Raw genomic sequence first — 24,651 nt, 5'->3', positions numbered from 1 at the left:
CCTCAACAACCGCGTGCATCCTCGGCTATTAGCTGGGGCGCGTGGCCGGTCGGGCGCTGGCTGGCCTTCTCAACCCGTGCATACATGCTGGGCATTAGATTGGCGTGGTTTCGCCCCGTCGTCAAGAGATAACAGGGTGTTTGGTGTGGACATTTTCGCCGGCCGATCGACGCTGGCGTGCGACATCGCGTCGCCGGCCGGGACGCACGCGGCGAAGTTGAGCGTGAAGATCCACTGGGTGAATGCGGTGAAAACGATGTCGATCAGCGTCAGCCGCTCGGGCGGTCCGGGCGAGACGTAGGCCTGGGCCAGCCCTCGGGCGGTCTGGATCTGCAGTGTTTCCCCGGGTGCGCCGTAGAACGGCGACTGCAGGTCAGGCCCGGTTCGGGAAAACATGTCGTTGATCCACGCGGCGCTGAGGATCTCGGCGGCCGTCACGTTCTCCGCCCTGGAGAACCCGGTGACCAGGTTCAGCGCGAACTGGATCAGCGGGTTACCACCGGTCATCGGGTCCGAGTGCAGACCGCCGATCAGCCGGACCCCGGTGAACGCATCGGGCCGGGCTTGCGCCAGCGCGAGGTTGGCCGCGCCGTTCTGGTTCCAGAAGTAGGACTTGCCCGACAGGTTGAACACCGGCATGTCGACCGGCAGCGTGGCCAGCGCGGTGGGCACCACCGGACCGAACCCGACGCCGTCGAGCATCACCACCCCGGCCAGCCGGCCCAGCGCACCGTTGCCCGTCATCGCGCCGGCGGCTCCGGCCGCCAGACCCCCGCCCAGCGAATGACCGACGAGCACGACGTCGTGCACCCCGGCCAGCACAGCGCCGTATCCCGCTGCTTGCGCGCTGTCGGCCAGGGCGGTGCTGTCGACGGCGAACAGGTTCGCCACGGCTTGGTGCATCGGTGATCCGCCGAGCCAGCATCCGTCACAGGCCAGGAAATTCGAGGTCAGCGATGTGGTCACGACGATGCTGTTGGTCGCGACAGCCAACCGCGCCGCGGTGAAGCTGTAGAACGGGCCGGCCGCCAGGAAGCCGTGCTGGGAGTAGATCAACCGGGTCGGCACGGCGCCGTCGGGCACATACCAGTCCGCGGGCACCCGGTAACCGTCACCGCAGTCGATCTCCAGCATCGAGGAGGACACGGTGACACCGGAATCGGCGGGCAGGATCGGCGGTCCCCCGAACACGCGCAGCGCCAGGCCATACATGTTGAACACGGCGGTACCGATCAGGCCGAGCGGGGTCGACCGAACCGGTGCCGACGCCCCGGGCGGGGTCTCGGCGTTGCGCAGCGCGCGACGCACCGATGCGGGCGAGGCGGTCGGGGCCGGAGCGGCCGTGGCGTCGTCGGACTCGGCCACCTCGAAGATCATCGCCCGGTGTTCGGCGGGCACATCGGCGGTCGGCGCGTGCTCGACCGGCTCCTCGCCGATCAACACGTCGGCCACCAACCCGTCGTCGCCGGGCTCGTCGGCTACGGGCTCGTCAGCTACGGGCTCGTCGGCGACCAGCTTGTCTTCGACGGCCTCCTCGGTCGGCTCGTCAGCGACCCGCGTCTCGCTGCCCACCCGGCGTTCCCGGCGCGACTCGAGGCGGACCGCCCGATCCGTGGACCGCGACTCGGCGCGCTCCCGGCCGGCGTCTGCGGACGCGGAGCTGCGGGCGGAGTCGGCCCCGCCGCCGGAGTCGGTGTCCGCACCGGCCACGCCCGCACCGGCGAGCATCGCCGCCGACAGGCCTGCCGTGACGATGCCGGAACCGACGAGCGAAGTCATCCGTCGTCGCATCAGTTGCCCCCGGTCCAAACTCATCGGAATCTGGCAAACGCTACAGCGCAGCGACGACACCGACCCCGTTTTCACGACCACCCGGCGAGAGTGCTCCCACTGTCGTGCGGACAACCAGATCGCTACCGTCAGCGCACTTTCGCGGCGCTCTCAGGCCGCCGACGTGCGTGCCGGCCGGCATTCGGTGTCAGACGGGTTGAGCAGGCACGTGAACAGCAGATGCAACGCACTCAGCGAGATCGTCTCCACCGACAGCACCTCGGCTGACTGACGCCACCAGCCGGCGAGGATCTTCAGCGACGAGCCCGGCTCACCGTAGAACTGCGCGGTGTGAGTGCCCTTGAGCAAGTCACCGATCCATCCGGCAGCGACGGTCCCGCTGACCGCGACATTGCCCGGCTTGGAGAAACCGGTGGCCAGGTAGGCCAGGAACTGCACGGTCGGACTGGCGCTCTGCATCGCATCGGAGTGCTTGCCGCCGCTGATCTGCAGTCCCGTGAACGTCTCCGGTCGCGACTTGGCGAGGTAGTAGCTGGCTTCGCCGTAGACATTCCAGCTGTCGGGCTCGGCAGCCAGGTTGTACACCGGGATAGACGTCGGGATCTTGGCCAGCGCCGAGGCCATGGTGCCGAAGAACGCGGCGCCGTCGAGCATCACCACGCCGGCAAGGTCGCGGGTCTGGCCACGGTCGACGAGGTAGCCGGCAGCGCCCACCACCGCGCCCCCACCGGCGGAATGTCCGGACAGCACAACCCGGTTGGGCAACCGTCCGTTGTAGCCGGCCAGCGCGGCGCTGGCGTGCAGAGCTTCGCGGTCTCCGATGAACAGGTCGCCGATGGCGCGGTAGGTGTGCGGCAGCATCAGGGGGTAGTTCTCGATGTCGAAGACGTTCCACGTCAACGTCGGAGCGATGACGATGCTGTTGGTCTTCTCGGCAAGGTAAGCCGCCGTCGCGCTGTAGAACGACGCGGTGGCCAGGAAACCATGCTGGAAATAGATGATGCCGGTCGGGCGTCGGGTGCTGGTCGGAAAGTACCAGTCGGCCTTGACCTCCACGCTGTCACCGAGCACCAGCGTGGACCGCTCGACGCGGACCTTGCTGCCGAAGGGCGCGCGCACCGGCCCGGCCAGGAATTCCATCGTCCGGGTGTAGAGGTTGTAGACCGCGGTGCCGATGTCGTTGAGAACGTCGAGGACCTTGACGACGTCATTCGCCGCGCCCACCCACGGGTTCTGGACCGCCGCGACGTGCAGGACCACGGCGTCGTCGCGTGCGGAGAAGTCGGTCTCGATGCTCTGCACGAACGTGCTCTCAGCGGGTTCGTCGATCTCGGCCTCGACCGCCGGGGCGGGCGTGCCGACCACTGCTGCCTCGCGGGCAGGGACCGGCTGCTCGACGGGCTCCGGGACGACGGCGGTGGGTGTCGGGCGCTGCGACTCGCCCGACACCGGGTTGTCGTCGGTGCGGTCTGAGTCGGCAGGGTCCGGGTCGGCTTCGCGCTCGTCCTCGGTGCGCTGCGCGGCCGCACGCCGGGTCTGCACCCGATCGGCTCGATCGGCTCGATCGGCCCGGCTGGTGCGGTCGGTGCGGCCGGTGCGCTCGCCGCGTCCGGACTGCGAACCCGATGTGGACGCACCGGCCCGCGTGGAGGCCGACGCACCCGAGCCCGAATCTGTCGACGAGCCGCCGCTGTCGGCGCCGGCGACGCCCGCCCCGGCGAGCATCGCCGCTGAAACACCCCCCGCCAGGACGCCTGCCCCCAACAGGACTCGATAGCGGTCCACCATTGCTCTCCCGACTGAGTACCACCAGAAATATGCGCGCTTGTGCGATCCTGGCAAACTCTATAAGCGTCAGCGTCAATTTCGCAACCCCACGGCACGGAAAAACGGCACGTCGTGCATATTCCACGGATTCCGCTGATAGGGACCGGATATCCAGTCCCCTGAACACGCGGTACTACACGCTCACGCGAGTGCGGCCGTAACTTGACTGCCGCCCACGCAAAATCAGCAACGGTGGTCACATCTGCACCGGTTGTCGCAGGTGGTTTCGCCGGGAAGCGGCGCTGAGCGCAGAAAAAGGCCGGGTCCGGACTCGACGTCCGGACCCGGCCTTTCGATGTGCTCTAGCTGGTCAACGCTCTCCGGCCACCGGGATACGACCGGTGGGTGCGTCGTCCTCAGCCTGCTGCTGACGGGTGGTGCTGTCGTCGGGGTAGTCCTGAGTGGTGTACTGCTGGCTGCTCTCCAGGTCGGCGCGGATGGCCTCCTGCGCCTTGGCGGGCAGGGTGTGCATGATTTCGCGCACCCGGGCCTGGCGACGACCGACGGCCTTGCGCTCGGGCATCCCCGGAGTCGCCATGACCTGCGGCGGCACGCCTTCGATCTCCTCGGTGCCACCGTCGTGGTGACCCGCGTCGACCATGGCCTGCTCCTCGGCCATCGTCGACTCGTCCTTCTCCTCCGACATGCCGATCGGCCCGATCCGACGCCCGTTGAGGAACTGCTTGACCACCGGCTCGTCACTGGTCAGCAGCACCTCGCGGGGACCGAACATGACCAGGTGCTTACGGAACAGCATGCCCATGTTGTCGGGCACGGTGCGGGCGATGTTGATGTTGTGCGTCACGATCAGGATCGTGCAGTCGATCTGGGCGTTGATGTCGATCAGCAGCTGCGACAGGTAGGCCGTACGTACCGGGTCCAGACCGGAGTCCGGCTCGTCGCAGAGAATGATCTGCGGATCCAGCACCAGCGAGCGGGCCAGGCCGGCGCGCTTGCGCATACCGCCGGAGATCTCGCCGGGGAACTTGTCCTCGTCACCGCCGAGACCGACCAGGTCCAGCTTCTCCATGACGATCTTGCGGATCTCGGATTCCTTCTTCTTCGTGTGCTCACGAAGCGGGAACGCGGTGTTGTCGTAGAGGCTCATCGAGCCGAACAGGGCGCCGTCCTGGAACATCACGCCGAACAGCGTGCGGATCTCGTAGAGCTCCTTGGCCGAGCACTCGATGATGTTGGTGCCGTCGACGACGATCTTGCCGCGCTCGGGACGAAGCAGACCGATCAACGACTTCAGGAACACCGACTTACCGGTACCCGACGGACCGAGCAGAACACTGACCTCACCGGCCGGGAGGTCGAACGTGACGTCCTCCCAGATTCGCTGGGCTCCGAAGGACTTCGTCAGCCCCTCAACCTGAATACCAATGCCCACGCGGATTCCTCTCAACCAGTCCCGGATTCCTCGCCACAGGCTTCCCGCCTGTGGCTTGAGTCACTGTAACCTACCGGCTCAGCCGACGACACCGGGTCCATCGAAGACAACTGTGGGGCCGGTCCGTTTGCCAGACCGGCCCCACAGCGAATGTCTCGGTCGACGTTACTTGACGGTGACCGATGCGCCGGCAGCCTCGAGCTTGCCCTTGGCTTCCTCGGCGGCCTCCTTGTTGACCTTCTCGAGCAGCGGCTTGGGGGCGCTGTCGACCAGATCCTTGGCCTCCTTGAGGCCCAGGCCGGAGACGATCTCGCGGACGACCTTGATGACGCCGATCTTCTTCTCACCGGCGGACTCGAGGATGACGTCGAACTCCGACTGCTCTTCGGCAGCCTCGGCCGGCGCACCACCGGCGGCGGGGCCGGCGGCGGCCACGGCGACCGGAGCGGCGGCGGTGACCTCGAAGGTCTCCTCGAACTTCTTGACGAACTCCGAGAGCTCCAGCAGCGTCAGCTCCTTGAAAGCGTCGAGCAGTTCATCGGTGGACAACTTGGCCATGATGGTCCTTCCTGGTTCTTACTTCGTAAGTAGTGGTGGGGGTGAAGCGGGCCCTAGGCGGCCTCTTCGCCCTGTTTCTTCTCTTGCAGCGCGGCAGCCAGACGTGCGACCTGCGACGCGGGAGCGTTGAACAGACCGGCAGCCTTGGACAGATTCGCCTTCATCGCGCCGGCCATCTTGGCCAGCAGCACCTCGCGCGACTCGAGGTCCGCGATGCGGTTGACCTCGTCGACGGACAGCGCACGGCCGTCCATGTAGCCGCCCTTGACGACCAGCGCCTTGTTGTCCTTGGCGAAGGTCTTGATCGCCTTGGCGGCGTCGACGGCCTCGCCCTTGACGAACGCGATCGCGGTGGGCCCGACGAACAGGTCGTCGAGTCCTTCGATGCCCGCCTCCGCCGCGGCACGCTTGACCAGCGTGTTCTTGGCGACTGTATAGGTGGCGGAATCACCGAGCGAACGGCGCAGGTCTTTGAGGTTGGCGACGGTCAGTCCGCGGTACTCGGTGACCAGCGCCGCCGAGGCCTCCTTGAACTGCTCGGCGATGTCGGCAACCGCGGTGGCCTTTTCAGGCTTGGCCATGCATGCCTCCTCGTGGTGGATATCGGGGTTGTCCCACCGCATGAGGGGCCGGAAAACACGAACGCCCCGACGCAGACAGGTCGGGGCGCGCACATGACGTACTGGCCTCGTCCTCCTGCGTGGGCCGCCGAGTCGAAACCCGGACCTTCAACCATTGCTGGTGACCGACGGTCTTCGGTGGAACCTCGACACTTTAGCGCGTCGGGCCCCCATCAGCCAAAACGGTGCGCCAGGGCCGCGGCACCCACCAGGGGCGCCTGCTCGCCGAGTTCGGCGGCAATCACCTTCAGGTCCCGGAGAAAGTCCAGGCCGGCGTAGCCGCACAACGCCCGCCGCAACGGGTCGAACAGCAGCGATCCCGCGTTGGCGACACCTCCGCCGACAACGACGAGGTCCAGGTCGCACACCGCCGCCGCCGAGGCGATCGTCCGGGCCAGCGCGTCGGCGCCACGGACGAAGGCCGCCCGGGCCACGTCGTCGCCACCACGCGCCGCGTCGGCCAGCATCCGCGCGTCGGCGTCGACCGGCGCCTGCCAGCCCTGGCTACGGGCCCACCGCACCAGGCTCGGGCCCGAGGCCACGGTCTCCACACACCCGCGGGACCCGCACGTGCACCGGGCCCCGTCCGGTTCGACGATGACGTGGCCGACGTGGCCGGCATTGCCGGTGCGACCGTGTACGGGTCGGCCGTCGAGCACCAGGCCGCCCCCGACGCCGGTCGACACCACCATGCCCAGCGCGAACGTCGCGCCGCGGGCGGCGCCGCGCCAGGCCTCGCCGAGCGTCATGCACAGGCCGTCGCCGCCGAGCCGCACCGGCAGCCCGGTGGCCTCGGCCACCCGGGCCACGATCGGGAATCCATGCCAGCCCTCGATGTTGATCGGGCTGACCGCACCCCGCCGCACGTCGACCGGGCCGGCCGAGGCGATGCCGACCGCGGTGGGCCGGATGTCCGCGCCGTGAACGACAGCGTCCAGCAGGGCTTCCACGGCCCGCCAGATCTGCTCGGCGTCGCCGTCGCTTGGGGTGCCGCAGCGACGGGTGCGGATCAGATTCCCGTCGGCGTCGACGAGGGCAGCCGCCAGCTTGGTGCCGCCGACGTCGAGTGCCAGCACACTCATCCGGCGGCCGCCGCGGCCAGCCGGTCGGACATGGTCCGCATCGCGGCGATGACCTCCGGGGGTTCGAGCACTTCGAAATCGCAGTCCGGCAACGCAAGCCAGGCCACCATGCGAATCGGGTCGTCGCCACCCGCAGTGACGATGCAGGCGTCGGGCCCGTCGGGCTCGATGTCCGCCGAGGCCGGCGAAAACACCTGTGCGACGGCTTCACTGGGCGCGAAGTAGCGGACCCGTGCGACGTAGGGGTACGGCGATGAGCTGATCGCACGGCGCACGTAGGACGCGGGGTCGGGTGCCGGGCGCGGACGGAACGTCGAGCCCGCCGCCGCCACCTCCGACATCCGGTCCAGCCGCAGACTGCGCCAGTCCTGGCGATCACGGTCGAAACACAGCAGATACCAGCGCCGGCCCGTGGTCACCAGGTGATAAGGCTCCACCCGACGCGCGGTGACGGTGCCGCGGATGTCGACGTAGGTGGCGGTCACGTGCTCGTGGTCTCGGCTGGCCCGGGCCAGGGTCATCAACACGTCGGGGGCCACGGGGGTGTCGGTGGCGGTACCGAGCGTCACCGTCGACTCGTGCACCGCGGCGACCTGAGAGCGCAATCGAGCCGGCATCACCTGATCGAGCTTGGTCAACGCGCGCAACGCGGACTCCCCCACCCCGGCGACGCTGCCGCCGGCGGCCACCCGCAGACACACCGCCATCGCCACGGCTTCCTCGGGGTCGAGCAGCAGCGGCGGCAGTGCAGCACCGGCTCCCAGCTGGTATCCGCCGCCCACCCCGGTGCTGGCGTGCACTGGGTAGCCGAGCTCACGCAACCGTTCGACGTCGCGACGCACACTGCGGGTGGTCACCCCGAGACGACGGGCGAGCTCGTCCCCACCCCACACCCGTCGGGACTGCAACAGTCCCAGCAATTGCAACACCCGCGCAGTGGTTTCCGACATGACGCCGAGTTTCCTCCTATCGCGGACAGAATCTGTCCGTTATGGCTGCGATGGTGAACCCATGAGCACGCACTTGGCCCATCTGCTGGCCGATCAGCTGGACTTCCACTGGCAAGGACAACTGCGTCCGCGGCTGGACGGGCTGACCGACGACGAGTACTTCTGGGAACCGGTGCCGAATTGCTGGACCGTGCACCGCGACGGCACGGTCGACTTCGCCCATCCGCCACCGCAGCCGGAGCCGGTCACCACGATTGCGTGGCGGATGGCCCACGTCATCGTCGGCGTCCTCGCCGTGCGTGTGCACTCGCACTTCGACGGACCGCCGGCCGACTACTCGTCCTGGAATTATGCGACGGAGGCCGCAACGGCGCTGGCCCAACTCGACGACGTGTACCGGCGCTGGAACGCCGGCGTGCGCGGGCTCGACGACGCCGCGCTGGCCCGACCGGTGGGACCGGCCGAGGGCGACTGGGCACAGCACCCGGTCAGCGAGCTCATCCTGCACATCAACCGCGAAGTGATTCACCACGGCGCCGAGATCTCGCTGCTGCGCGACCTCTACGCCCATACCGAAAGGACGAACTGACATGGCCGCTCTTCCCCCACCCATCCGCGACGAGCGAGACGGATTGAAGCACTACCTCGCCGCTCAGCAATATGCATTCCACGCCATCGCGTTCGGGCTCACCGACGACCAGGCCCGATCCACTCCATCGGTCAGCGCGCTGTCAGTCGGTGGCCTGATCAAGCACGTGACCAATTGCCAACGAGGCTGGATGGAGCGGGTGGCCGCGGCCCCGGGCCCGTGTCCTGCCGACGAACGGCCGATGGCCGATCAGGCCGCCGATTACGCTGACCAATTCGTCATGGGCGCCGACGAGACGCTGGCTGATCTGCTGGCCGCGTTCGACGAGCAGAATGCTCACGCGATCGCGCTGCTGGAGGCGGTCGATCTCGATGCGGCGGTACCGATACCCCAGGATGTGCCGTGGTTCCCCAAGGACGTCCCGGCGTGGTCGGTGCGCTGGGTGTTCTTCCACATGATCGAGGAGTTGGCCCGCCACGCCGGCCAAGGTGACATCATCCGCGAAAGCATCGACGGTGCAACGCTTTACGAACTGCTCGCCGGATTGGAGGGGTGGCCGCAGACAGATTGGCTGACGCCATGGAAACCTGCACCGTCATCGACTCCGGCGACTGCGTCGTAGCGACATGCGAAAGGGGCACCCCCGAGGGAAGGGTGCCCCTTTCTTGCAGGTGGTCAGTCCGGCAACTTAGGAGATGGTGACGAAGTAGGTCCGGCCCGCGGGGACCAGGATGCGCTTGTCACGCTGGAGGTCCCACTGCCAGTCGTGGAATTGCGGGCCGGGACGGACTGCGACCACGCTGGCCTCCGACAACGGGGTGTTGCCCTGCCGGTTGACGATCACCCGATGCCCCTCGGCCTCGAGCTGGCTGATGGTCGCCTTCGCGCTGCCGTTTCCGGACGGGGCGGCGACGGCCGGAGCGGCCAGTCCCAAGATGGCGGTCGACAGTCCAGCAGCGGCGGCGGTGGCGATGGCGAACTTCTTCATGAGATGTTTCCTGCTTCCCGATCTTGTTGGTATGCACCCTTAAACCAGCAGGTCAAGGTATTAATTCCGGTGGCAGGAATTGATCGACAAGTGGCAGGATCGCGGTGTTCGGTGGCGCCTTCTCAGCGCAGCACGAGCGCCAACGCGTAGTCGACGACGACATCGAGGTCAGCACCGAGATGACCGGTGAGCCACTGCTGGGCCAGCTCTGCCATCGCACCGGTGTACATCGCCGCACCGACCATCGCCGCGACAGCGTCGGTGTCGGGGTGCAGTCGCCACCCTTCGGTCAGCACCGCCTCGCGCAGCATGTCCTGGGTTGCCGTGCGCCGCGCGGTCAACACCGCGCTGGCCCGGGCATCGGTGAACAGCACCCGGCCACGGCGGGGATCAGCCGAACTGAAATGCAGCACCGCGGTCATGCCGGCGCGGGTGCGTGCACGCAGCGAGTCGGGCGCCCGACTCATGGCCCGCTCGACCTCGCCTGCGAGCTCGGCACTGACCCGGTCGTAGACCGCCCCGAGCAGCTCGTCGGTGCCGGCGAAGCTCTCGTAGAAGTACCGGGTGTTGAGACCGCACTCGCGGCACACCGACCGCACCGACAGCGCGGCTTCGCCGCCCTCGCCGAACAGCCGAAACGCGGCGTCGATCAGCAGTTCACGACGTTCGGCCCGACGGTCGGTCAATGGGACCCCGGCCCACCTGCCGGTACTCCCCGCCGGAGGGGAGGCCGAACTCCGAGACCGACCAGACACCGCACCAGCGTAGGCGGCGGGACTCCGGTTCTGGTCACAATCGTCACCAGACGCTATTCTGGCTACACCTGTGACCAATCTGGAGGCCTGCGATGTTCCTGCCGCACCAGCTCGTCGGACAGTTCTTCGACCAGCAATTCGACCGCGACATCCGTCGGCACTTCTTCAAGGGGATGGAGTTCGCCGCCCCGACCGGTGACCCTGGCTGGTTCGGGCCGGGCAGCGCGGTCTGGCACGTGCACTCACATATGCAGGCCCTGGTGTTCGGGCTGCAGTGCGCGGCGTTCTTGGAACGGCTGGACCCGTCGATCTACTGGATGGGCATCCACCACTCCCGGCTGGTCAAGCCCGAGACCCGCGACGACCCGATGCCCCAGATCGACCCGAAGGGCGCGCTGGTCCGGCTGGGCCACTCGGTGGCGTTCTTCATCGGCACGGCCTACGGCAGCACCGACACCGCCGAACGGCTCGCGCTGGCGGTGCGTTCGATGCACCACACCATCAAGGGCACCAGGCCCGACGGCGCCCGTTACGACGCCGACGATCCGCAATGGTTGCGGTGGAACTATGCGACGGTGGTCTGGGGGATCGCCACCGCGCACGAGCTCTACCACCCGAACCCGTTGCGCGGCAAGGACCTTGATCGCTACTACGGCGAGTTCGTGCGGGTCGGACACGCACTGGGCGGTACCGACCTGCCGAACACCAAGGCCGACACCCTGGACTGCCTGAAGTCCTATCTGCCCAAGCTGGCCGTCACCTACGGCACCGCGATGGCCACCGGCCCGAATCTTCCGCTGCCACAGAGCGCGCTGAACTGGGCGGTACGCGACACCATGCCGTCGTGGGCCAAGGGCCTGATCCAACACCGCGACCCGAACGTCGTCGAGCGCACTGCCCGCCGGGCGCTGGTGTGGTCGGTCATCAACGGCATCCACGTCGCCTCCGGCCCGGTGCCGGAATTCGAGCAGGCCAAGGCCCGGGTGGCGGGGGGCCTGGACCCCGAGCTGGCGCCGCACACGGTGCCGACCTACCGCCTGGGCTCCGACCCGGCGCGGTCACGCGAGGACATCGAACAGTCTTTCGCGCGCGCCTGACCCGCGGTTCGCCCAGGATTTTTCCCGGGCGGGTTGTTTTTGGGACACTGGCGGACTATGAGCACCACCCGCAAGACCAAGCAGAGTCCGCAACGCGAGGGTGCCCGGCTGGATCGGGTGCCGCTACCGGTCGAGGCGGCCCGCGTCGGCGCCACCGGCTGGCAGGTGACCCGCACCGGCGCCCGTGTGGCCGCCACGTTGATGGGACGCGGCTCGCTGCAGCAGAAGATCGTCAAGCAGATCCCGCAGACCTTCGCCGACCTGGGCCCCACCTACGTCAAATTCGGCCAGATCATCGCGTCGAGTCCAGGTGCCTTCGGCGAACCGCTGAGCCGGGAATTCCGTGGCCTACTCGATCGGGTGCCGCCGGCCGACGCCTCCGAGGTGCACACGCTGGTCCGTGAGGAACTCGGCGACGAGCCGGCAAACCTGTTCAGGTCGTTCGACGCGAAGCCCTTCGCGTCGGCGTCCATCGCGCAGGTGCACTACGCAACCCTGCACTCCGGCGAAGAGGTCGTGGTCAAGATCCAGCGGCCGGGCATCCGTCGTCGCGTCGCCGCCGACCTGCAGATCCTCAAGCGCGGCGCGCGGCTGGTCGAGCTGGCCAAATTGGGTCAGCGGCTGTCCGCCCAGGATGTCGTCGCCGACTTCGCCGACAATCTCGCCGAGGAGCTGGACTTCCGGCTGGAAGCGCAGTCGATGGACGCGTGGGTGGCGCACATGCACGCGTCCCCGCTGGGGCGCAACATCCGGGTACCGCAGGTGTACTGGGACCTGACCAGTGAGCGCGTACTGACCATGGAGCGCATCAGCGGGGTGCGCATCGACGACGTCGCCGCGATCCGCAAGAAGGGCTTCGACGGCACCGAGCTGGTCAAGGCGCTGCTGTTCAGCGTGTTCGAGGGCGGGCTGCGGCACGGCCTGTTCCACGGCGACCTGCACGCCGGCAACCTCTACGTCGACGACGACGGCAAGATCGTGTTCTTCGACTTCGGCATCATGGGCCGCATCGACCCGCGGACCCGCTGGTTGCTGCGGGAGCTGGTACACGCGCTACTGGTCAAGAAGGACCACGCAGCAGCGGGCAAGATCGTGGTGCTGATGGGCGCGGTCGGGACGATGAGGCCCGAGGCCCAGGCCGCCAAGGACCTGGAGAAGTTCGCCACCCCGCTGACGATGACGTCCCTGGGCGACCTCAGCTACGCCGAGATCGGCAAGCAGCTCTCCGCGCTGGCCGAGGCCTACGACGTGAAGCTGCCGCGCGAGCTGGTGCTGATCGGCAAGCAGTTCCTCTACGTGGAGCGCTACATGAAGCTGCTGGCGCCGAAGTGGCAGATGATGAGCGACCCGGCGCTGACGAGGTACTTCGCGAACTTCATGGTCGAGGTCAGCCGCGAGCACGATCAGAATCTCGACGCATGATCGACGTCCGCGAAGGCAAGGCCCCGTCGGGTGATCTGGAGATCCACTACGAGGACATGGGCCACCCCGACGACCCGGCGGTGCTGCTGATCATGGGGCTGGGCGCTCAGTTGGTGTTCTGGCGGGACGGTTTCTGCCGCAAGCTGGTCGACCAGGGTCTGCGGGTCATCCGCTTCGACAACCGCGACGTCGGACTGTCGTCGAAATTCGACGGTCACCGGAGCCGGGGCTCCCAGATCGGCAATATGGCACGGTCGCTGATCGGGCGCCGCAGCCCGTCGGTGTACACACTGGAGGACATGGCCGACGACACGGCCGCGCTGCTGGATCACCTCGATCTCGAGCACGCGCACGTGGTCGGCGGCTCGATGGGTGGCATGATCGCGCAGGTCTTTGCCGCCAGGCACGCCGAACGCACCCGCAGCCTGGGCGTGATCTTCTCGTCGAACAACCAACCGCTGCTCCCGCCGCCGGGCCCGCAACAGCTGCTGGCCGTCATCACCGGGCCGTCGCCGAACTCGCCGCGCGAGGTGATCATCGAGAACTCGATTCGGGTCAGCAGGATCATAGGCAGCCCGGGATACCCGTCGAGCGAGGAGAAGTTGCGCGCCGACGCGGTCGCCTTCCACGACCGCTCGTACTACCCGCAAGGGATCGCCCGCCAGTTCAATGCCATCACCGGCAGCGGCAGCCTGCTGCCCTACAACCGCCAGACCACCGCGCCGACCGTCGTCATCCACGGCACGGCTGACAAGCTGATGCGTCCGTCAGGTGGCCGGGCCATCGCCCGGGCCATCGACGGCGCGCGTCTGGTGCTGTTCGACGGCATGGGACATGAGCTGCCCGAGCCACTGTGGGACGACATCGTCGCCGAGCTCACCACGACGTTCTCCGAAGCGCACTGAGCCCGTCGACACGACGTCAGCCGTTGCCGTAGCGTCGGTACCGGGCTGACGAGCCGTACAGAAGACCGTCTTCGGGCCGGCCCCGAGGAAGGCCCGATGGCCTCGAAAGATCCGTCCGCCTCGCGGACCAGACCGGTACTGACGCCGCATTACGACGACGTCCAAGCCCACTACGACCTCTCCGACGATTTCTTCCGGCTCTTCCTGGACCCGTCGCAGACCTACAGCTGCGCGTATTTCGAACGCGATGACATGACGCTGGCCGAAGCGCAGCTGGCCAAGATCGATCTCGCGCTCGGCAAGCTGGGCCTGCAGCCCGGGATGACACTGCTCGACATCGGCTGCGGCTGGGGATCGACCATGCTGCGCGCCCTGGAGAAACACGACGTCAACGTCGTGGGTCTGACCTTGAGCAAAAATCAGCACGCGCGCGTCGAGCAGGTGCTCAACGAATCCGACAGCCCGCGCACCAAGCGGGTGCTGCTGCAGGGCTGGGAGGACTTCGACGAGCCGGTGGACCGGATCGTGTCGATCGGTGCGTTCGAGCACTTCGGCAAGGACCGCTACGACGAGTTCTTCGCGATGGCCCGTCAGGTGCTGCCCGATGACGGCGTGATGCTGCTGCACACCATCACCGCGCTGACGCTGCCCCAGATGGCCGACGCCGGGATGCCGCTGACGTTCTCGGTGGCTCGCTTCGTCAAGTTCATCCTGACCGAGATTTTCCCCGGTGGATATCTGCCGTCCATCGAGATGGTCGAGCAACGCTCTGCCGGTTCGGGTTTCGCACTGACCCGCCGCCAGTCACTGCAGCCCCACTATGCCCGCACCCTCGATGCCTGGGCCGCAGCGCTGGAGTCTGCGCGAGAAGCGGCGGTCGAGATGCAGTCACAGCAGATCTATGACCGCTACATGCACTATCTGACGGGCTGCGCACACGGTTTCCGCGTGGGTTATATCGACGTCAACCAGTTCACGCTGGCCAAGCGCCCCGGCGCGTAATTGGCTCGCGGGAGCAGCTGAGCGCTAGTCTGAACGACGCACCACGCGTGTTTGCAGCAGCGACGAGCAGGCGTATGGGTACGGTCGTTCGCGACATCGTTGTTGGACACTCGCCATCGTGGGCTAGCAAGAGCAGGGGAAATATGTCTGACCAATCCACCGGCACGAAGGATATGACGCCTCATTTCGAGGACATCCAGGCGCATTACGATCTGTCGGACGACTTCTTCGGCGTCTTTCAGGACCCCACGCGCAAGTACAGCTGTGGCCTGTTCACCGGCCCCGACTGCACCTTGTCGGAGGCTCAGATCGCCAATGTCGACCAGCACTTGGACAAGCTGGACCTCAAGCCGGGCATGACACTGCTCGAGGTGGGCTGCGGCTGGGGGCTGACGCTGCAGCGCGCCATGGAGAAGTACGACGTCAACGTCATCGGGCTGACCCTGTCCAAGAACCAGAAGGCCTATTGCGACCAGTTGCTCGCCAAGCTCGACACCGAGCGCACCTTCGACGTGCGGCTCGAAGGCTGGGAGCAGTTCCACTCCCCCGTCGACCGCATCGTCTCGATCGAGGCGTTCGAGCACTTCGGCTTCGAACGCTACGACGACTTCTTCAAGATGTGCTTCGAGGTCATGCCTGACGACGGCCGGATGACGGTGCAGAGCAGCGTCGGCTACCACCCCTATGACCTGGCCGAGCGGGGCAAGAAGCTGACCTTCGAGCTGGCCCGGTTCATCAAGTTCATGATCACCGAGATCTTTCCCGGCGGGCGACTGCCCACCACGCAGATGATGGTCGAGCACGGCGAGAAGGCCGGCTTCGTGGTCCCCGAGCCGTTGTCGCTGCGCAACCACTACATCAAGACGCTGGGCATCTGGGCCGACCGGTTGGAGCGCAACAAGGAGACGGCGATCGCCGCCAAGGACCAGCAGACCTACGACCACTACATGCGCTATCTGAAGGGCTGCCAGTACTACTTCATCGACGAGAGCATCGACGTCAGCCTGGTGACTTACCTCAAGCCGGGCGCCGCGGCGGCCTGACCGGCCTCAGGCCGCGGCCCGGGTGCGCTTGGTCCGGGTGTCGCTGGACGATTCGCGGTCGCTGCCACCCCCGCGTTCGCTGACCGCGGGGGCGTCCTCGTCGAAGGATCCCGATGTCCCCGGTGTCGAGGCGCCCGTCGTCGTGTCCTCTTCGACGGGAACCTCGATCGGCTCTTCGACGACGTCGACTGTGGGGAATTCGATGACCTCCGCGGTCTTGTCGACGGCGTCGCTCTGCGGGTCGAGGCCGGGACGTTGGTCGGTGTAGTACTCGACCTCGAGTCTGGGCACCTCGACTCCCGGCGCCGTGTCGCGGCGAGACTCAGCGGCCGGGCCGAGCTCCTGGGACTGCTGCACGCTGCGCTCGAGCTGCTCGAGTTCGCTCGTGGCCCGGGGCCTGATGAAATTGCCCAGGAACGCTTCGACACCCTTGACCGCCGCGACCGCGAAGTCGATCCCGACCTTGATCCAGTTCTGGAACAGCTTGAACGGCAGGATGCTCAGGCTGCGCGGCACTCCGGGATCCCCGCTCCAGTCGTAGCCGAGGTCGACGGCTTCGCGCAGTACCGGTTCGACGAGGTCGATGAACGGTTTGGCCAGCCAGCCGATGCCGATGTGGTCGGCGAACGACCGCACCAGGTCGGTCAGTGGCAGGCTCAGGGCTGGGATGATGATGTAGCTGTTACCGAATGTGTCGGTCCGGCAATTCTTTTCGTTGAGCGAACAATCCAGCTGCGGCGCCAGCGTCTCCGGGGTGTAGCCGTAGGGCAGCGTCGCGTTGGGATCGTTGCCGTTGGGCGAAAGGTAGTAGCCGTGCACCGTGTCCAGTGCGACGAAGGCGTTGAGCACCGCGAGCACATTGCCCCAGTACCTGGGCGCGAAGCCCACCGGGTCGTACTCGAAACCGATGCTGGTGGTGTGGATTCCGGTATCCACCGGCATCGGCGGGTTGAACGTGACATCGAAGATCGGGATCGGTGTGCCGAACAGGTAGCGCAGCCAGGCCAGCCGTTGCCACAGACCGCCGTCGGGATTCTCGATGCCGCCGATCGTGACGACCTGCAGCCGCGCCTTGACCTCATCGGAAAGATCCAGCCCGGCCAGATACTGCAGCGTGTTCGCCACGACAGCGCCACCTTGTGAGTAGCCGAAGATGAACACGTCCTCGTCGGAGCTCGGCGCCAGGAAGGGCTCCAGCGCAGCGTTGAGGTTCGCTACACCGATGCCCACCGACTCGTTCCACTTGTCGCACCGGCCGGGGACACACCAGCCCGGGATGAAGGTCATCGGCCAGAACGACGCCGGGTACGGGATGCCCTCGAGGGTCGGGTTGGCGCAGTCCACGGGGTCGGTGCAGGCGATGCCGTCGATGTAGCGGTTCCAGGCGTTCTGCTGGTAGTTGGCGACGTTGTCGGAGTTCGGCGTGCCGGTTCCCGGCACGATCAGTGCCGTCGCGCCCAGGGCCACCGCCGACACGAACGCCGAAGCGATACCGAGCGCCAGCACGGTGATGAACGACAGAACAACCAGGATCAACGCGCGGGCTTGACTCCTGCCACGAGTCTGCATGAGTCAACGATCACACAAAAGCAGCGGGCTTTCATCGGGAACTCACCAATTTCGGCCCCCTATTGACGGTACCGATGTAAATTTGCTGCAGGGGTGCTTCTCGACCGCCGAGCCAGGCGTTGGGGGACACGCCGGCAGCCTCTGACCGGGGCGCCTGGGCGGGCCGTTCGTGGGGGACGGCGGACCGGACGCGGTCAGCGGATCGGCGGTCGAGGAGCACTCGAACAACTCGCGACGAAGAAACCCCGCGCCCGGTCCGGGCTGCGGGGTTTCTCGTCAGAAGTGCATGAGTCGGCTAGCCGACCGGGTCAGGCCTCCGTGAAATTGCGGGTCACTGCCGGGTCGACCGGGATGCCCGGGCCGGTGGTGGTCGACACGACGACCTTCTTCAGATAGCGGCCCTTCGACGAGGACGGCTTGGCCCGCAGGATCTCGTCGAGTGCGGCACCATAGTTCTCGGCCAGCGCATTCTCGTCGAACGAGGCCTTGCCGATCACGAAGTGCAGGTTGGCCTGCTTGTCCACCCGGAAGTTGATCTTGCCGCCCTTGATGTCGGCCACGGCCTTGGCGACGTCGGGAGTCACGGTGCCGGTCTTCGGGTTCGGCATCAGGCCACGCGGGCCCAGGATGCGCGCGATGCGGCCGACCTTGGCCATCTGGTCCGGCGTGGCGATCGCGGCGTCGAAGTCGAGCATGCCGCCCTGGATCTGCTCGATCAGGTCGTCGCTGCCGACGATATCGGCTCCGGCGGCCTGCGCCTGCTCAGCCTTGTCACCCACCGCGAACACCGCGACGCGCGCGGTCTTGCCGGTGCCGTGCGGCAGGTTGACGGTGCCGCGCACCATCTGGTCGGCCTTGCGCGGATCCACACCCAGACGGATCGCGACCTCGACGGTGGCGTCCTGCTTGGTCGAAGACGTCTCCTTGGCCAGCTTCGCCGCCTCCAGCGGCGTGTACAGCCGGGTCTTGTCGACCTTCTCAGCGGCGGCCTGGTAGGCCTTGCTGTTCTTGCTCATTTGATTCTCCTCATTGTTCAGAAGTTGTGGTTTACGGGCCGAAGCTGGCCCTCCCACTGAATTGACTTGCATTGAGACTGTGCTCAGGGCACTCCCTACTCACACTTTGTCGCCCTCAGTGCAGTCTCAACGGGAATCACCGACTATTCGACGGTTATCCCCATCGACCGGGCGGTGCCGGCGATGATCTTGGCGGCCTGATCGATGTCGTTGGCGTTCAGGTCTTCCTTCTTGGTCTCGGCGATCTCGCGCACCTGGTCCCAGGTCACCTTGGCGACCTTGGTCTTGTGCGGCTCGCCGGACCCCTTCTGCACCCCAGCAGCCTTGAGCAGCAGCTTGGCCGCCGGCGGGGTCTTCAGCGCGAACGTGAAGCTGCGATCCTCGTAGACGCTGATCTCGACGGGGATGACGTTGCCACGCTGCGACTCCGTCGCCGCGTTGTAGGCCTTGCAGAACTCCATGATGTTGACACCGTGCTGGCCGAGCGCGGGACCGACCGGCGGGGCGGGGTTGGCCTGCCCGGCCTGGATCTGCAACTTGATCAGCCCGACGACCTTCTTCTTCGGGGGCATGGTTGTGCTTTCCTTCTTTTTCCTGGTGGGCTTGACGGCCCGCGTTAAATCTTGGCGACCTGGTTGAAGGTCAGTTCGACCGGCGTCTCGCGGCCGAAGATCGATACCAGCACCTTGAGCTTCTGCTGCTCGGCGTTGACCTCGCTGATCGATGCCGGCAACGTCGCGAACGGCCCGTCCATGACGGTGACGGACTCGCCCACCTCGAAGTCGACCAGGATCTCCGGACGCGCGTCTGCGCCGATCTCCGCCGCGGCCGATGAGGCGGCCGTCGCCTTCCCGGCCTTCTTGGCCGGGCTCTGCGGCAACAGGAACTTCACCACGTCATCCAGCGACAGCGGGGACGGGCGCGAGGTGGCGCCGACGAAGCCCGTCACACCGGGCGTGTTGCGCACCGCGCCCCATGATTCGTCGTTGAGCTCCATGCGCACCAGGATGTAGCCCGGCAGCACCTTGCGGTTGACCTGCTTGCGCTGGCCGTTCTTGATCTCGGTGACCTCTTCGGTGGGTACCTCGACCTGGAAGATGTAGTCGCCGACGTCGAGGTTCTGCACGCGGGTCTCGAGGTTGGCCTTCACCTTGTTCTCGTAGCCGGCGTAGGAGTGGATGACGTACCACTCGCCCGGCTTGAGGCGCAGCTCTTTCTTCAGCGCCGCGGCCGGATCCTGTTCCTCGTCCTCGGGGGCTGCTTCCGCAGGGGCTGCCTCGGCACCAGCTGCGTCGTCACTCACCTCGGCGGGGGCGGCATCCTCCTCGGTGCTCACCGCTTCCGCGTTGGCTTCGTCGACGTTCATGGTGTCGACGGTCTCGCCCGAAGGCGCGTCGCCGTCGAAGCTCGTCACGTGTCAGTCCTCTCTGAAATATCGTTTCTGGCGCTCACCGGCACGGCGGTCAGCCGAAGATCATGCTCACCAGCTGCGCCAGACCGAGGTCCGCGAGGCCGATCAGAGTCACCATGAACGCCAGGAACAGCAGCACCACGATCGTGTAGGTGACCATCTGCTTGCGGTTCGGCCAGATGACCTTGCGCAGCTCGCCGATCACCTCGGCCAGGTAGTTCAACACGAACGTGATGGGATTGCGAGACGGCCCGTCCTTGGGCTTCTTGGCCGTCTTCTTCCTGGCCCGGGGTCCGTCACCGTCGTCCTTGGACCCCGAGGTGTCGGTGTCCGGTCCGGTGTCGGCGTCGTCGTCGGTCTCGACCACCGCCGCGCCGCGACGCGACCGCTTACCCGTCGGGCGCTGCAGTCCGGTCACGACCGCGGTCTGGCTCCGGGTGTCGCCGTCGCCGTCGCCGGTCTGGGTGCCACCGTCGGTGCCTGCGTCGCGCTCGTCGCTCACCGCATGCTCCCTTTTCTGGTCGTGTCGATCTGGGTCACCCTCCAGTATCCCGGACTGTCGAGTGTCCACATCTGTTGTATTCAGTTGAGCAGGGGCGACAGGACTTGAACCTGCAACCTGCGGTTTTGGAGACCGCTGCTCTGCCAGTTGAGCTACGCCCCTTCAGCGATACCTACGGAGCCCACACAATTTGCGCGCTCCCCGTTCGGTCGATCAAAGCCGACGGACAGCGCGCTCAACTGGGAAAACCCCGAAGGCCCGAGTGTAGCGCGCCGGCGGGTGGAGTTGCTAATCCGTGTCGTCGTGGACGACCGGTTTGCGCACCACCTGGCCGGTCTCGGGATCCCAGCCGGCCGAGATCGAGTTGTCACCCTCATGGCCCATCAGCGTGGTGAACGATTCCATCACGATCTGGCCGGAGTCGTCGGTGAGCACATTACGGGTGGTGACGATGTCGGCGCCGAAACGTTCGACGACGGTCAGGATCTCCAGCTGTCCATTGAGTCGGTCCCCCTCTTTAATCGGCCGGCGGAACTCGAACTTCTGGTCGACCTGGACGATCTGCAGGGTCTCCAGGCCGACGTCGACGTGCTGGAAGAAGTGGTTCTGGATCATCACGGCGAAGATCGACATGAACGTCGGCGGCGCGATCAGGCCGCTGTGACCCATCTGGGCCGCGACAGCCTCGTCGTGGCTGGTCGGGTCGAAGGACTTGACGGCCTTGGCGTACTGCCGGATCTGCTCACGCCCGACGACGAACGCGTCGGGGTACTTCCAGACCATCCCGCGGATGTCGGTTTTCAGAGCCATCGGTCACGCCAGCTTCGCCACGGCCACCGCCCGGCCGAAGATCTTCTTGCCGCCGGAGGTTGCACTCAGCGCAATCGTGACCGACTTGGTGTCCGGATCAGTCGACTTCACCCGGCCGGTGAAGACGATCTCGGCGCCCTTGCCGTCGTTGGGCACCGGCACCACCGCGGTGAACCGGACGTTGTACTCGGTGACGGCGGCCGGGTCGCCGACCCAGGAGGTGACGTAGCCGCCACCGAGGCCCATGGTGAGCATGCCGTGGGCGATCGCGGTGTCCAGTCCGACCTGCTTGGCGATATCGTCGTCCCAGTGGATCGGATTGAGGTCGCCGCTGACGCCGGCGTAGTTGACCAGGTCAGCCCGGGTCAGCGGGATGACCTTCTCGGGCAGCTGATCGCCGACCTTGACCGAACCGAACTCACGCAGTGCCATGTGAAAAGCCACTCTTTCCGTCTTCTTCGCTACGCCCTGCCAGGGTGGTGTAGCACTCCTGCACGACATCGCCGTTGGCGTCGCTGACGATGTTCTTGGTCACGATGATGTCGGTGCCGTGCGCCTTCTTGATCGAGTCGATCCATACGTCGCAATAGAGGGTGTCGCCGGCTTTGACCGGACGGACGAACTTCAGCACCTGGTCGACCTGGACGATCTGCGCGTCGGAGATGGCGATGTTGTTGGCGGTGAACATCGCCATCTGCGCGGTGTAGCCGAACACCGAGATGAAGGTCAGCGGCGCCAGCAGGCCCTCATGGCCGAGCTCAGCGGAAGCCTTCTCGTCGAAGAACGCCGGGTCGTCGTTCTTGACCGCGGTGGCGTATTCGCGAATCTTCTCCCGGCCCACGACGTAGCTGTCGGGATAGCGGTAGTGCGTCCCGACGTAGCCGTCCAAAAATGACACGAGTGCTGGGGTGTCTGCCGACGCGGCGCCTAGCGCGACTCTTTGTGCGCCTGGTGCGTGCCGCAGTTCGGGCAGAACTTCTTGATCTCGAGTCGGTCGGGATCGTTGCGACGGTTCTTCTTCGTGATGTAGTTGCGGTGCTTGCACACCTCGCAGGCCAGTGTGATCTTGGGCCGTACGTCAGTACTGGACGCCACCTTCGGTGCCTCGTTTCAGAGCTCGGTTCTTCTCTACTTGTAGCGGTGGGGGGGCTCGATCCCCCGACCTCACGATTATGAGTCGTGCGCTCTAACCAGCTGAGCTACACCGCCCCGGTCGGAGCCAGGCTGGGCGCTGTCGGGCGCACCGCCCGTTTCCACCGAGCCCCCTAACGGAATCGAACCGTTGACCTTTTCCTTACCATGGAAACGCTCTGCCGACTGAGCTAAGGGGGCCTGTCACTGGCTCGACACTACGCACCAGCGGCGAGCCTTAAAGAGGGTACATTCTCACCGATTAGGACGCCAAACCGCCGGTCATGCCCGCCGGGAAAGCAGTCCGTAACCCGGATCCGGGCTGGATTACCCTGACGGACATGGCTGATTCCGACCGGCTCTACTTCCGCCAGCTGCTCTCGGGCCGCGATTTCGCGGCCGGCGACATGATCGCCGAGCAGATGCGCAACTTCGCCTACCTGATCGGCGACCGGCAGACCGGGGACACCGTCGTGGTCGACCCCGCTTACGCCGCGGGGGATTTGCTGGACACCCTGGAGGCCGACGGGATGCACCTGTCCGGGGTGCTGGTGACCCACCACCATCCCGATCACATCGGCGGCTCGATGATGGGTTTCGAGCTCAAGGGGTTGGCCGAGCTGCTGGAGCGGGTCAGCGTGCCGGTGCATGTCAACGCCCACGAGGCCGACTGGGTCTCACGGGTGACCGGCATCGCCCCCAGCGAACTGACCGCACACCAGCACGGTGACCGGGTCGGCGTCGGGCAGATCGACATCGAGCTGCTGCACACCCCCGGCCACACCCCGGGCAGCCAGTGTTTCCTGCTCGACGGGCGGCTGGTGGCCGGCGACACGCTGTTCCTCGACGGCTGCGGACGGACGGATTTCCCCGGCGGCAACGCCGACGACATGTTCCGCAGCCTGCAGGCGCTGGCCGAGCTGCCGGGCGACCCTACTGTCTTCCCGGGCCACTGGTATTCCGCGGAGCCCAGCGCGCCGCTGGATCGGGTCCGTCGTACCAATTACGTCTACCGGGCGAGCAATCTGGATCAGTGGCGCATGCTGATGGGCGGGTGACCGCTACGGAATCCGTGGCACTCCCCCGCTGTAGAGCCCTCGATTCGAAGCCAAAACACGAATTTCTTCCCTGATTCCGAAGACACTGCCCCGCCGATCTGGCAAACTCGACGTCAGCGCATCCGCTGCTCACGTTGGGGGGCTTCGTGAAGAACATCGTGCTGTGCTTCGACGACATCAACACTGTCGGCAATGCCGCCGCAGTGACCTCGCTGCTGCATCGCGACGACAGCCAGCTGATCTGGACGCGTCCTGACGACGGTCGGCGGCCGACGACGGCGCCGCACGCGCGCGCGGTGGTGGCGGCGGCCTACGAGTTCCTGGTCGACCACTGGCAACGCGGGGACCGCATCTTCATGTTCGGCACGGCGCACGCAGCCTTCTGCGCTCGGGCGTTGGCCCGCCTGCTCGGCACCGTGGGGGTGGTCCGCACCGAGTTCCGGGACTGGGCGCTGTCGGCCTACGCGATGCCACGAACCTCGCGCAGCGCGGCGGACTGGCGCCGGGTCGGCGAGCTCGCCGCCCAGCTGGCCGAAGACAGTGAGTTGGCCGTCGACGTCGAGTTCCTCGGGCTGTGGGACACCGTCGCGGTGCGCGGTGTGCCGCGTGCCGACGACTCGGAGGTGCTCGTCAACGTCGTGGCAGCCCGACACGCGGTGGCCATCGACGGTGGCTACGGCCGGCGTCGTCAGCGGCTCGTCCCGGCCGTAGCCGCCGGCGTCGAGGAGGTGTGGTTCCGCGGTGGCCATCGCGACGTCACCGGCGCGGCCGGGGCAGATGCGCCGCTGTCGGCGATCACGCTGGACTGGGTGCTCGATGGGGCGATGAAAGCCGGTGTGCTGCTTGCGGCGTCGGCCCGGCACCGAGCACCGGCCCCCAGTGTGCTCGACGCGCTGGCCGGAGCCGCACATCCGGTGCCCTCGCCCAAGGTGCCCGCTGACGCCACCGTGCACGCCAGCGTGCACAGCTATCTGCGGGCCCATCCCGGGTACTGGCGCCGACTCCCGGGCCGCGTGCATTGGGCCGACCTGGACTGGGCGGCGCGCGGTGAGCGGCTGTGCGCTGTCGGGCAGTCCTCGCCGGCGGTGCTGGCCACGACGGGTTGAGCGGGCGGTCGGCCGGCGGCCTGTTA

The 24,651-nt window shown here is 66.7% G+C and carries 27 protein-coding genes and 3 tRNA genes; 9 read left to right on the top strand and 21 right to left on the bottom strand.

What is annotated here, in order from left to right:
• Window positions 1–69: 69 nt before the first annotated feature.
• From KXD98_RS04250 to KXD98_RS04220, 7 genes are all read right to left on the bottom strand, one after another.
• The gene (locus tag KXD98_RS04250) at window positions 70–1,779 is read right to left on the bottom strand and encodes a hypothetical protein (protein ID WP_260762024.1); all 1,710 of its coding nucleotides are present in this window, start codon (window positions 1,777–1,779) and stop codon (window positions 70–72) included.
• Window positions 1,780–1,941: 162 nt separating this feature from the next.
• The gene (locus KXD98_RS04245) at window positions 1,942–3,579 is read right to left on the bottom strand and encodes an SPOR domain-containing protein (RefSeq protein ID WP_260762023.1); all 1,638 of its coding nucleotides are present in this window, start codon (window positions 3,577–3,579) and stop codon (window positions 1,942–1,944) included.
• 349 nt (window positions 3,580–3,928) lie between these two features.
• Window positions 3,929–5,011 (bottom strand): ABC transporter ATP-binding protein, encoded by a 1,083-nt coding sequence (locus KXD98_RS04240; protein ID WP_260762022.1) that lies wholly within the window; start codon window positions 5,009–5,011, stop codon window positions 3,929–3,931.
• 165 nt (window positions 5,012–5,176) lie between these two features.
• The gene (gene rplL, locus KXD98_RS04235) at window positions 5,177–5,569 is read right to left on the bottom strand and encodes a 50S ribosomal protein L7/L12 (RefSeq protein WP_260762021.1); all 393 of its coding nucleotides are present in this window, start codon (window positions 5,567–5,569) and stop codon (window positions 5,177–5,179) included.
• 53 nt (window positions 5,570–5,622) lie between these two features.
• A complete protein-coding gene (rplJ, locus tag KXD98_RS04230) occupies window positions 5,623–6,150 on the bottom strand; it encodes a 50S ribosomal protein L10 (protein ID WP_260762020.1) in 528 nt (175 codons plus the stop codon).
• Between the two features lie 212 nt (window positions 6,151–6,362).
• Window positions 6,363–7,271: an ROK family protein gene (locus KXD98_RS04225; protein WP_260762019.1), complete on the bottom strand. Its 909-nt coding sequence runs from the start codon at window positions 7,269–7,271 to the stop codon at window positions 6,363–6,365.
• Complete coding sequence (locus tag KXD98_RS04220; protein ID WP_260762018.1) at window positions 7,268–8,221, bottom strand: YafY family protein; 954 nt, start codon at window positions 8,219–8,221, stop codon at window positions 7,268–7,270. The genes KXD98_RS04225 and KXD98_RS04220 overlap by 4 nt, the downstream gene beginning before the upstream one ends.
• 61 nt (window positions 8,222–8,282) lie before the next feature.
• Between KXD98_RS04220 and KXD98_RS04215 the strand changes: the two genes are divergently transcribed.
• Window positions 8,283–8,810: a DinB family protein gene (locus tag KXD98_RS04215; protein ID WP_260762017.1), complete on the top strand. Its 528-nt coding sequence runs from the start codon at window positions 8,283–8,285 to the stop codon at window positions 8,808–8,810.
• Window position 8,811: 1 nt separating this feature from the next.
• Window positions 8,812–9,432, top strand: a complete 621-nt coding sequence (locus tag KXD98_RS04210; protein ID WP_260762016.1) for a DinB family protein — start codon at window positions 8,812–8,814, stop codon at window positions 9,430–9,432.
• Between the two features lie 66 nt (window positions 9,433–9,498).
• Here KXD98_RS04210 and KXD98_RS04205 read toward each other — a convergent pair whose 3' ends face one another.
• Both KXD98_RS04205 and KXD98_RS04200 read right to left on the bottom strand, forming a co-directional pair.
• The gene (locus KXD98_RS04205) at window positions 9,499–9,798 is read right to left on the bottom strand and encodes a hypothetical protein (RefSeq protein WP_260762015.1); all 300 of its coding nucleotides are present in this window, start codon (window positions 9,796–9,798) and stop codon (window positions 9,499–9,501) included.
• Window positions 9,799–9,920: 122 nt separating this feature from the next.
• Complete coding sequence (locus tag KXD98_RS04200; RefSeq protein WP_260762014.1) at window positions 9,921–10,484, bottom strand: TetR/AcrR family transcriptional regulator; 564 nt, start codon at window positions 10,482–10,484, stop codon at window positions 9,921–9,923.
• A 161-nt stretch (window positions 10,485–10,645) separates the two neighbouring features.
• Between KXD98_RS04200 and KXD98_RS04195 the strand changes: the two genes are divergently transcribed.
• The 5 genes from KXD98_RS04195 (at window position 10,646) to KXD98_RS04175 (ending at window position 16,022) form a co-directional block, all read left to right on the top strand.
• The gene (locus KXD98_RS04195; RefSeq protein ID WP_260762013.1) at window positions 10,646–11,650 is read left to right on the top strand and encodes an oxygenase MpaB family protein; all 1,005 of its coding nucleotides are present in this window, start codon (window positions 10,646–10,648) and stop codon (window positions 11,648–11,650) included.
• A 57-nt stretch (window positions 11,651–11,707) separates the two neighbouring features.
• Window positions 11,708–13,072 (top strand): AarF/ABC1/UbiB kinase family protein, encoded by a 1,365-nt coding sequence (locus KXD98_RS04190; protein ID WP_260762012.1) that lies wholly within the window; start codon window positions 11,708–11,710, stop codon window positions 13,070–13,072.
• Window positions 13,072–13,977, top strand: a complete 906-nt coding sequence (locus KXD98_RS04185) for an alpha/beta fold hydrolase (RefSeq protein WP_260764975.1) — start codon at window positions 13,072–13,074, stop codon at window positions 13,975–13,977. The genes KXD98_RS04190 and KXD98_RS04185 overlap by 1 nt, the downstream gene beginning before the upstream one ends.
• 96 nt (window positions 13,978–14,073) lie before the next feature.
• A complete protein-coding gene (locus tag KXD98_RS04180; RefSeq protein WP_260762011.1) occupies window positions 14,074–14,979 on the top strand; it encodes a cyclopropane mycolic acid synthase family methyltransferase in 906 nt (301 codons plus the stop codon).
• Window positions 14,980–15,122: 143 nt separating this feature from the next.
• The gene (locus KXD98_RS04175; RefSeq protein WP_260762010.1) at window positions 15,123–16,022 is read left to right on the top strand and encodes a cyclopropane mycolic acid synthase family methyltransferase; all 900 of its coding nucleotides are present in this window, start codon (window positions 15,123–15,125) and stop codon (window positions 16,020–16,022) included.
• A gap of 6 nt (window positions 16,023–16,028) precedes the next feature.
• Here the strand turns inward: KXD98_RS04175 and KXD98_RS04170 are convergent, their stop codons facing one another.
• The 12 genes from KXD98_RS04170 to KXD98_RS04115 all read right to left on the bottom strand — a co-directional run bounded on the left by KXD98_RS04170 (window position 16,029) and on the right by KXD98_RS04115 (window position 22,662).
• Window positions 16,029–17,591, bottom strand: a complete 1,563-nt coding sequence (locus KXD98_RS04170) for a PE-PPE domain-containing protein (RefSeq protein WP_260762009.1) — start codon at window positions 17,589–17,591, stop codon at window positions 16,029–16,031.
• Between the two features lie 308 nt (window positions 17,592–17,899).
• Window positions 17,900–18,607: a 50S ribosomal protein L1 gene (gene rplA, locus KXD98_RS04165; protein ID WP_260762008.1), complete on the bottom strand. Its 708-nt coding sequence runs from the start codon at window positions 18,605–18,607 to the stop codon at window positions 17,900–17,902.
• A gap of 143 nt (window positions 18,608–18,750) precedes the next feature.
• On the bottom strand, window positions 18,751–19,179 hold the full coding sequence (rplK, locus tag KXD98_RS04160; RefSeq protein WP_098002414.1) for a 50S ribosomal protein L11: 429 nt from the start codon (window positions 19,177–19,179) through the stop codon (window positions 18,751–18,753).
• Between the two features lie 44 nt (window positions 19,180–19,223).
• Window positions 19,224–20,021 carry a transcription termination/antitermination protein NusG gene (gene nusG / locus KXD98_RS04155; RefSeq protein ID WP_260762007.1) on the bottom strand — a complete coding sequence of 266 codons (798 nt, stop codon included), beginning with the start codon at window positions 20,019–20,021 and terminating at the stop codon, window positions 19,224–19,226.
• A gap of 49 nt (window positions 20,022–20,070) precedes the next feature.
• On the bottom strand, window positions 20,071–20,520 hold the full coding sequence (secE, locus tag KXD98_RS04150) for a preprotein translocase subunit SecE (protein ID WP_260762006.1): 450 nt from the start codon (window positions 20,518–20,520) through the stop codon (window positions 20,071–20,073).
• A gap of 89 nt (window positions 20,521–20,609) precedes the next feature.
• Window positions 20,610–20,682 (bottom strand) — tRNA-Trp (locus KXD98_RS04145).
• A 126-nt stretch (window positions 20,683–20,808) separates the two neighbouring features.
• Entirely contained in the window at window positions 20,809–21,330 is a 522-nt protein-coding gene (gene hadC, locus KXD98_RS04140) for a (3R)-hydroxyacyl-ACP dehydratase subunit HadC (protein ID WP_260762005.1), read from the bottom strand.
• Between the two features lie 3 nt (window positions 21,331–21,333).
• The gene (gene hadB / locus KXD98_RS04135) at window positions 21,334–21,762 is read right to left on the bottom strand and encodes a (3R)-hydroxyacyl-ACP dehydratase subunit HadB (RefSeq protein WP_260762004.1); all 429 of its coding nucleotides are present in this window, start codon (window positions 21,760–21,762) and stop codon (window positions 21,334–21,336) included.
• Window positions 21,749–22,228 carry a (3R)-hydroxyacyl-ACP dehydratase subunit HadA gene (gene hadA / locus KXD98_RS04130; RefSeq protein ID WP_260762003.1) on the bottom strand — a complete coding sequence of 160 codons (480 nt, stop codon included), beginning with the start codon at window positions 22,226–22,228 and terminating at the stop codon, window positions 21,749–21,751. The genes hadB and hadA overlap by 14 nt, the downstream gene beginning before the upstream one ends.
• A 29-nt stretch (window positions 22,229–22,257) precedes the next feature.
• Entirely contained in the window at window positions 22,258–22,425 is a 168-nt protein-coding gene (gene rpmG, locus KXD98_RS04125) for a 50S ribosomal protein L33 (RefSeq protein ID WP_005188102.1), read from the bottom strand.
• Between the two features lie 40 nt (window positions 22,426–22,465).
• Window positions 22,466–22,539 (bottom strand) — tRNA-Met (locus KXD98_RS04120).
• 50 nt (window positions 22,540–22,589) lie between these two features.
• A tRNA-Thr gene (locus KXD98_RS04115) sits at window positions 22,590–22,662 on the bottom strand.
• A 140-nt stretch (window positions 22,663–22,802) separates the two neighbouring features.
• Between KXD98_RS04115 and KXD98_RS04110 the strand changes: the two genes are divergently transcribed.
• A complete protein-coding gene (locus KXD98_RS04110) occupies window positions 22,803–23,519 on the top strand; it encodes an MBL fold metallo-hydrolase (protein WP_260762002.1) in 717 nt (238 codons plus the stop codon).
• A gap of 146 nt (window positions 23,520–23,665) precedes the next feature.
• Window positions 23,666–24,625, top strand: coding sequence for a DUF2235 domain-containing protein (locus KXD98_RS04105; RefSeq protein WP_260762001.1), 960 nt, complete (start codon window positions 23,666–23,668; stop codon window positions 24,623–24,625).
• The last annotated feature ends 26 nt before the right edge of the window (window positions 24,626–24,651 follow it).

It is taken from the genome of Mycobacterium sp. SMC-4, from assembly GCF_025263265.1.
In the GTDB taxonomy this organism is placed as follows: Bacteria; Actinomycetota; Actinomycetes; order Mycobacteriales; family Mycobacteriaceae; genus Mycobacterium.
The sequence above is the reverse complement of the archived record's forward strand: the minus strand, read 5'-3'. Positions and strand labels throughout refer to the sequence as shown.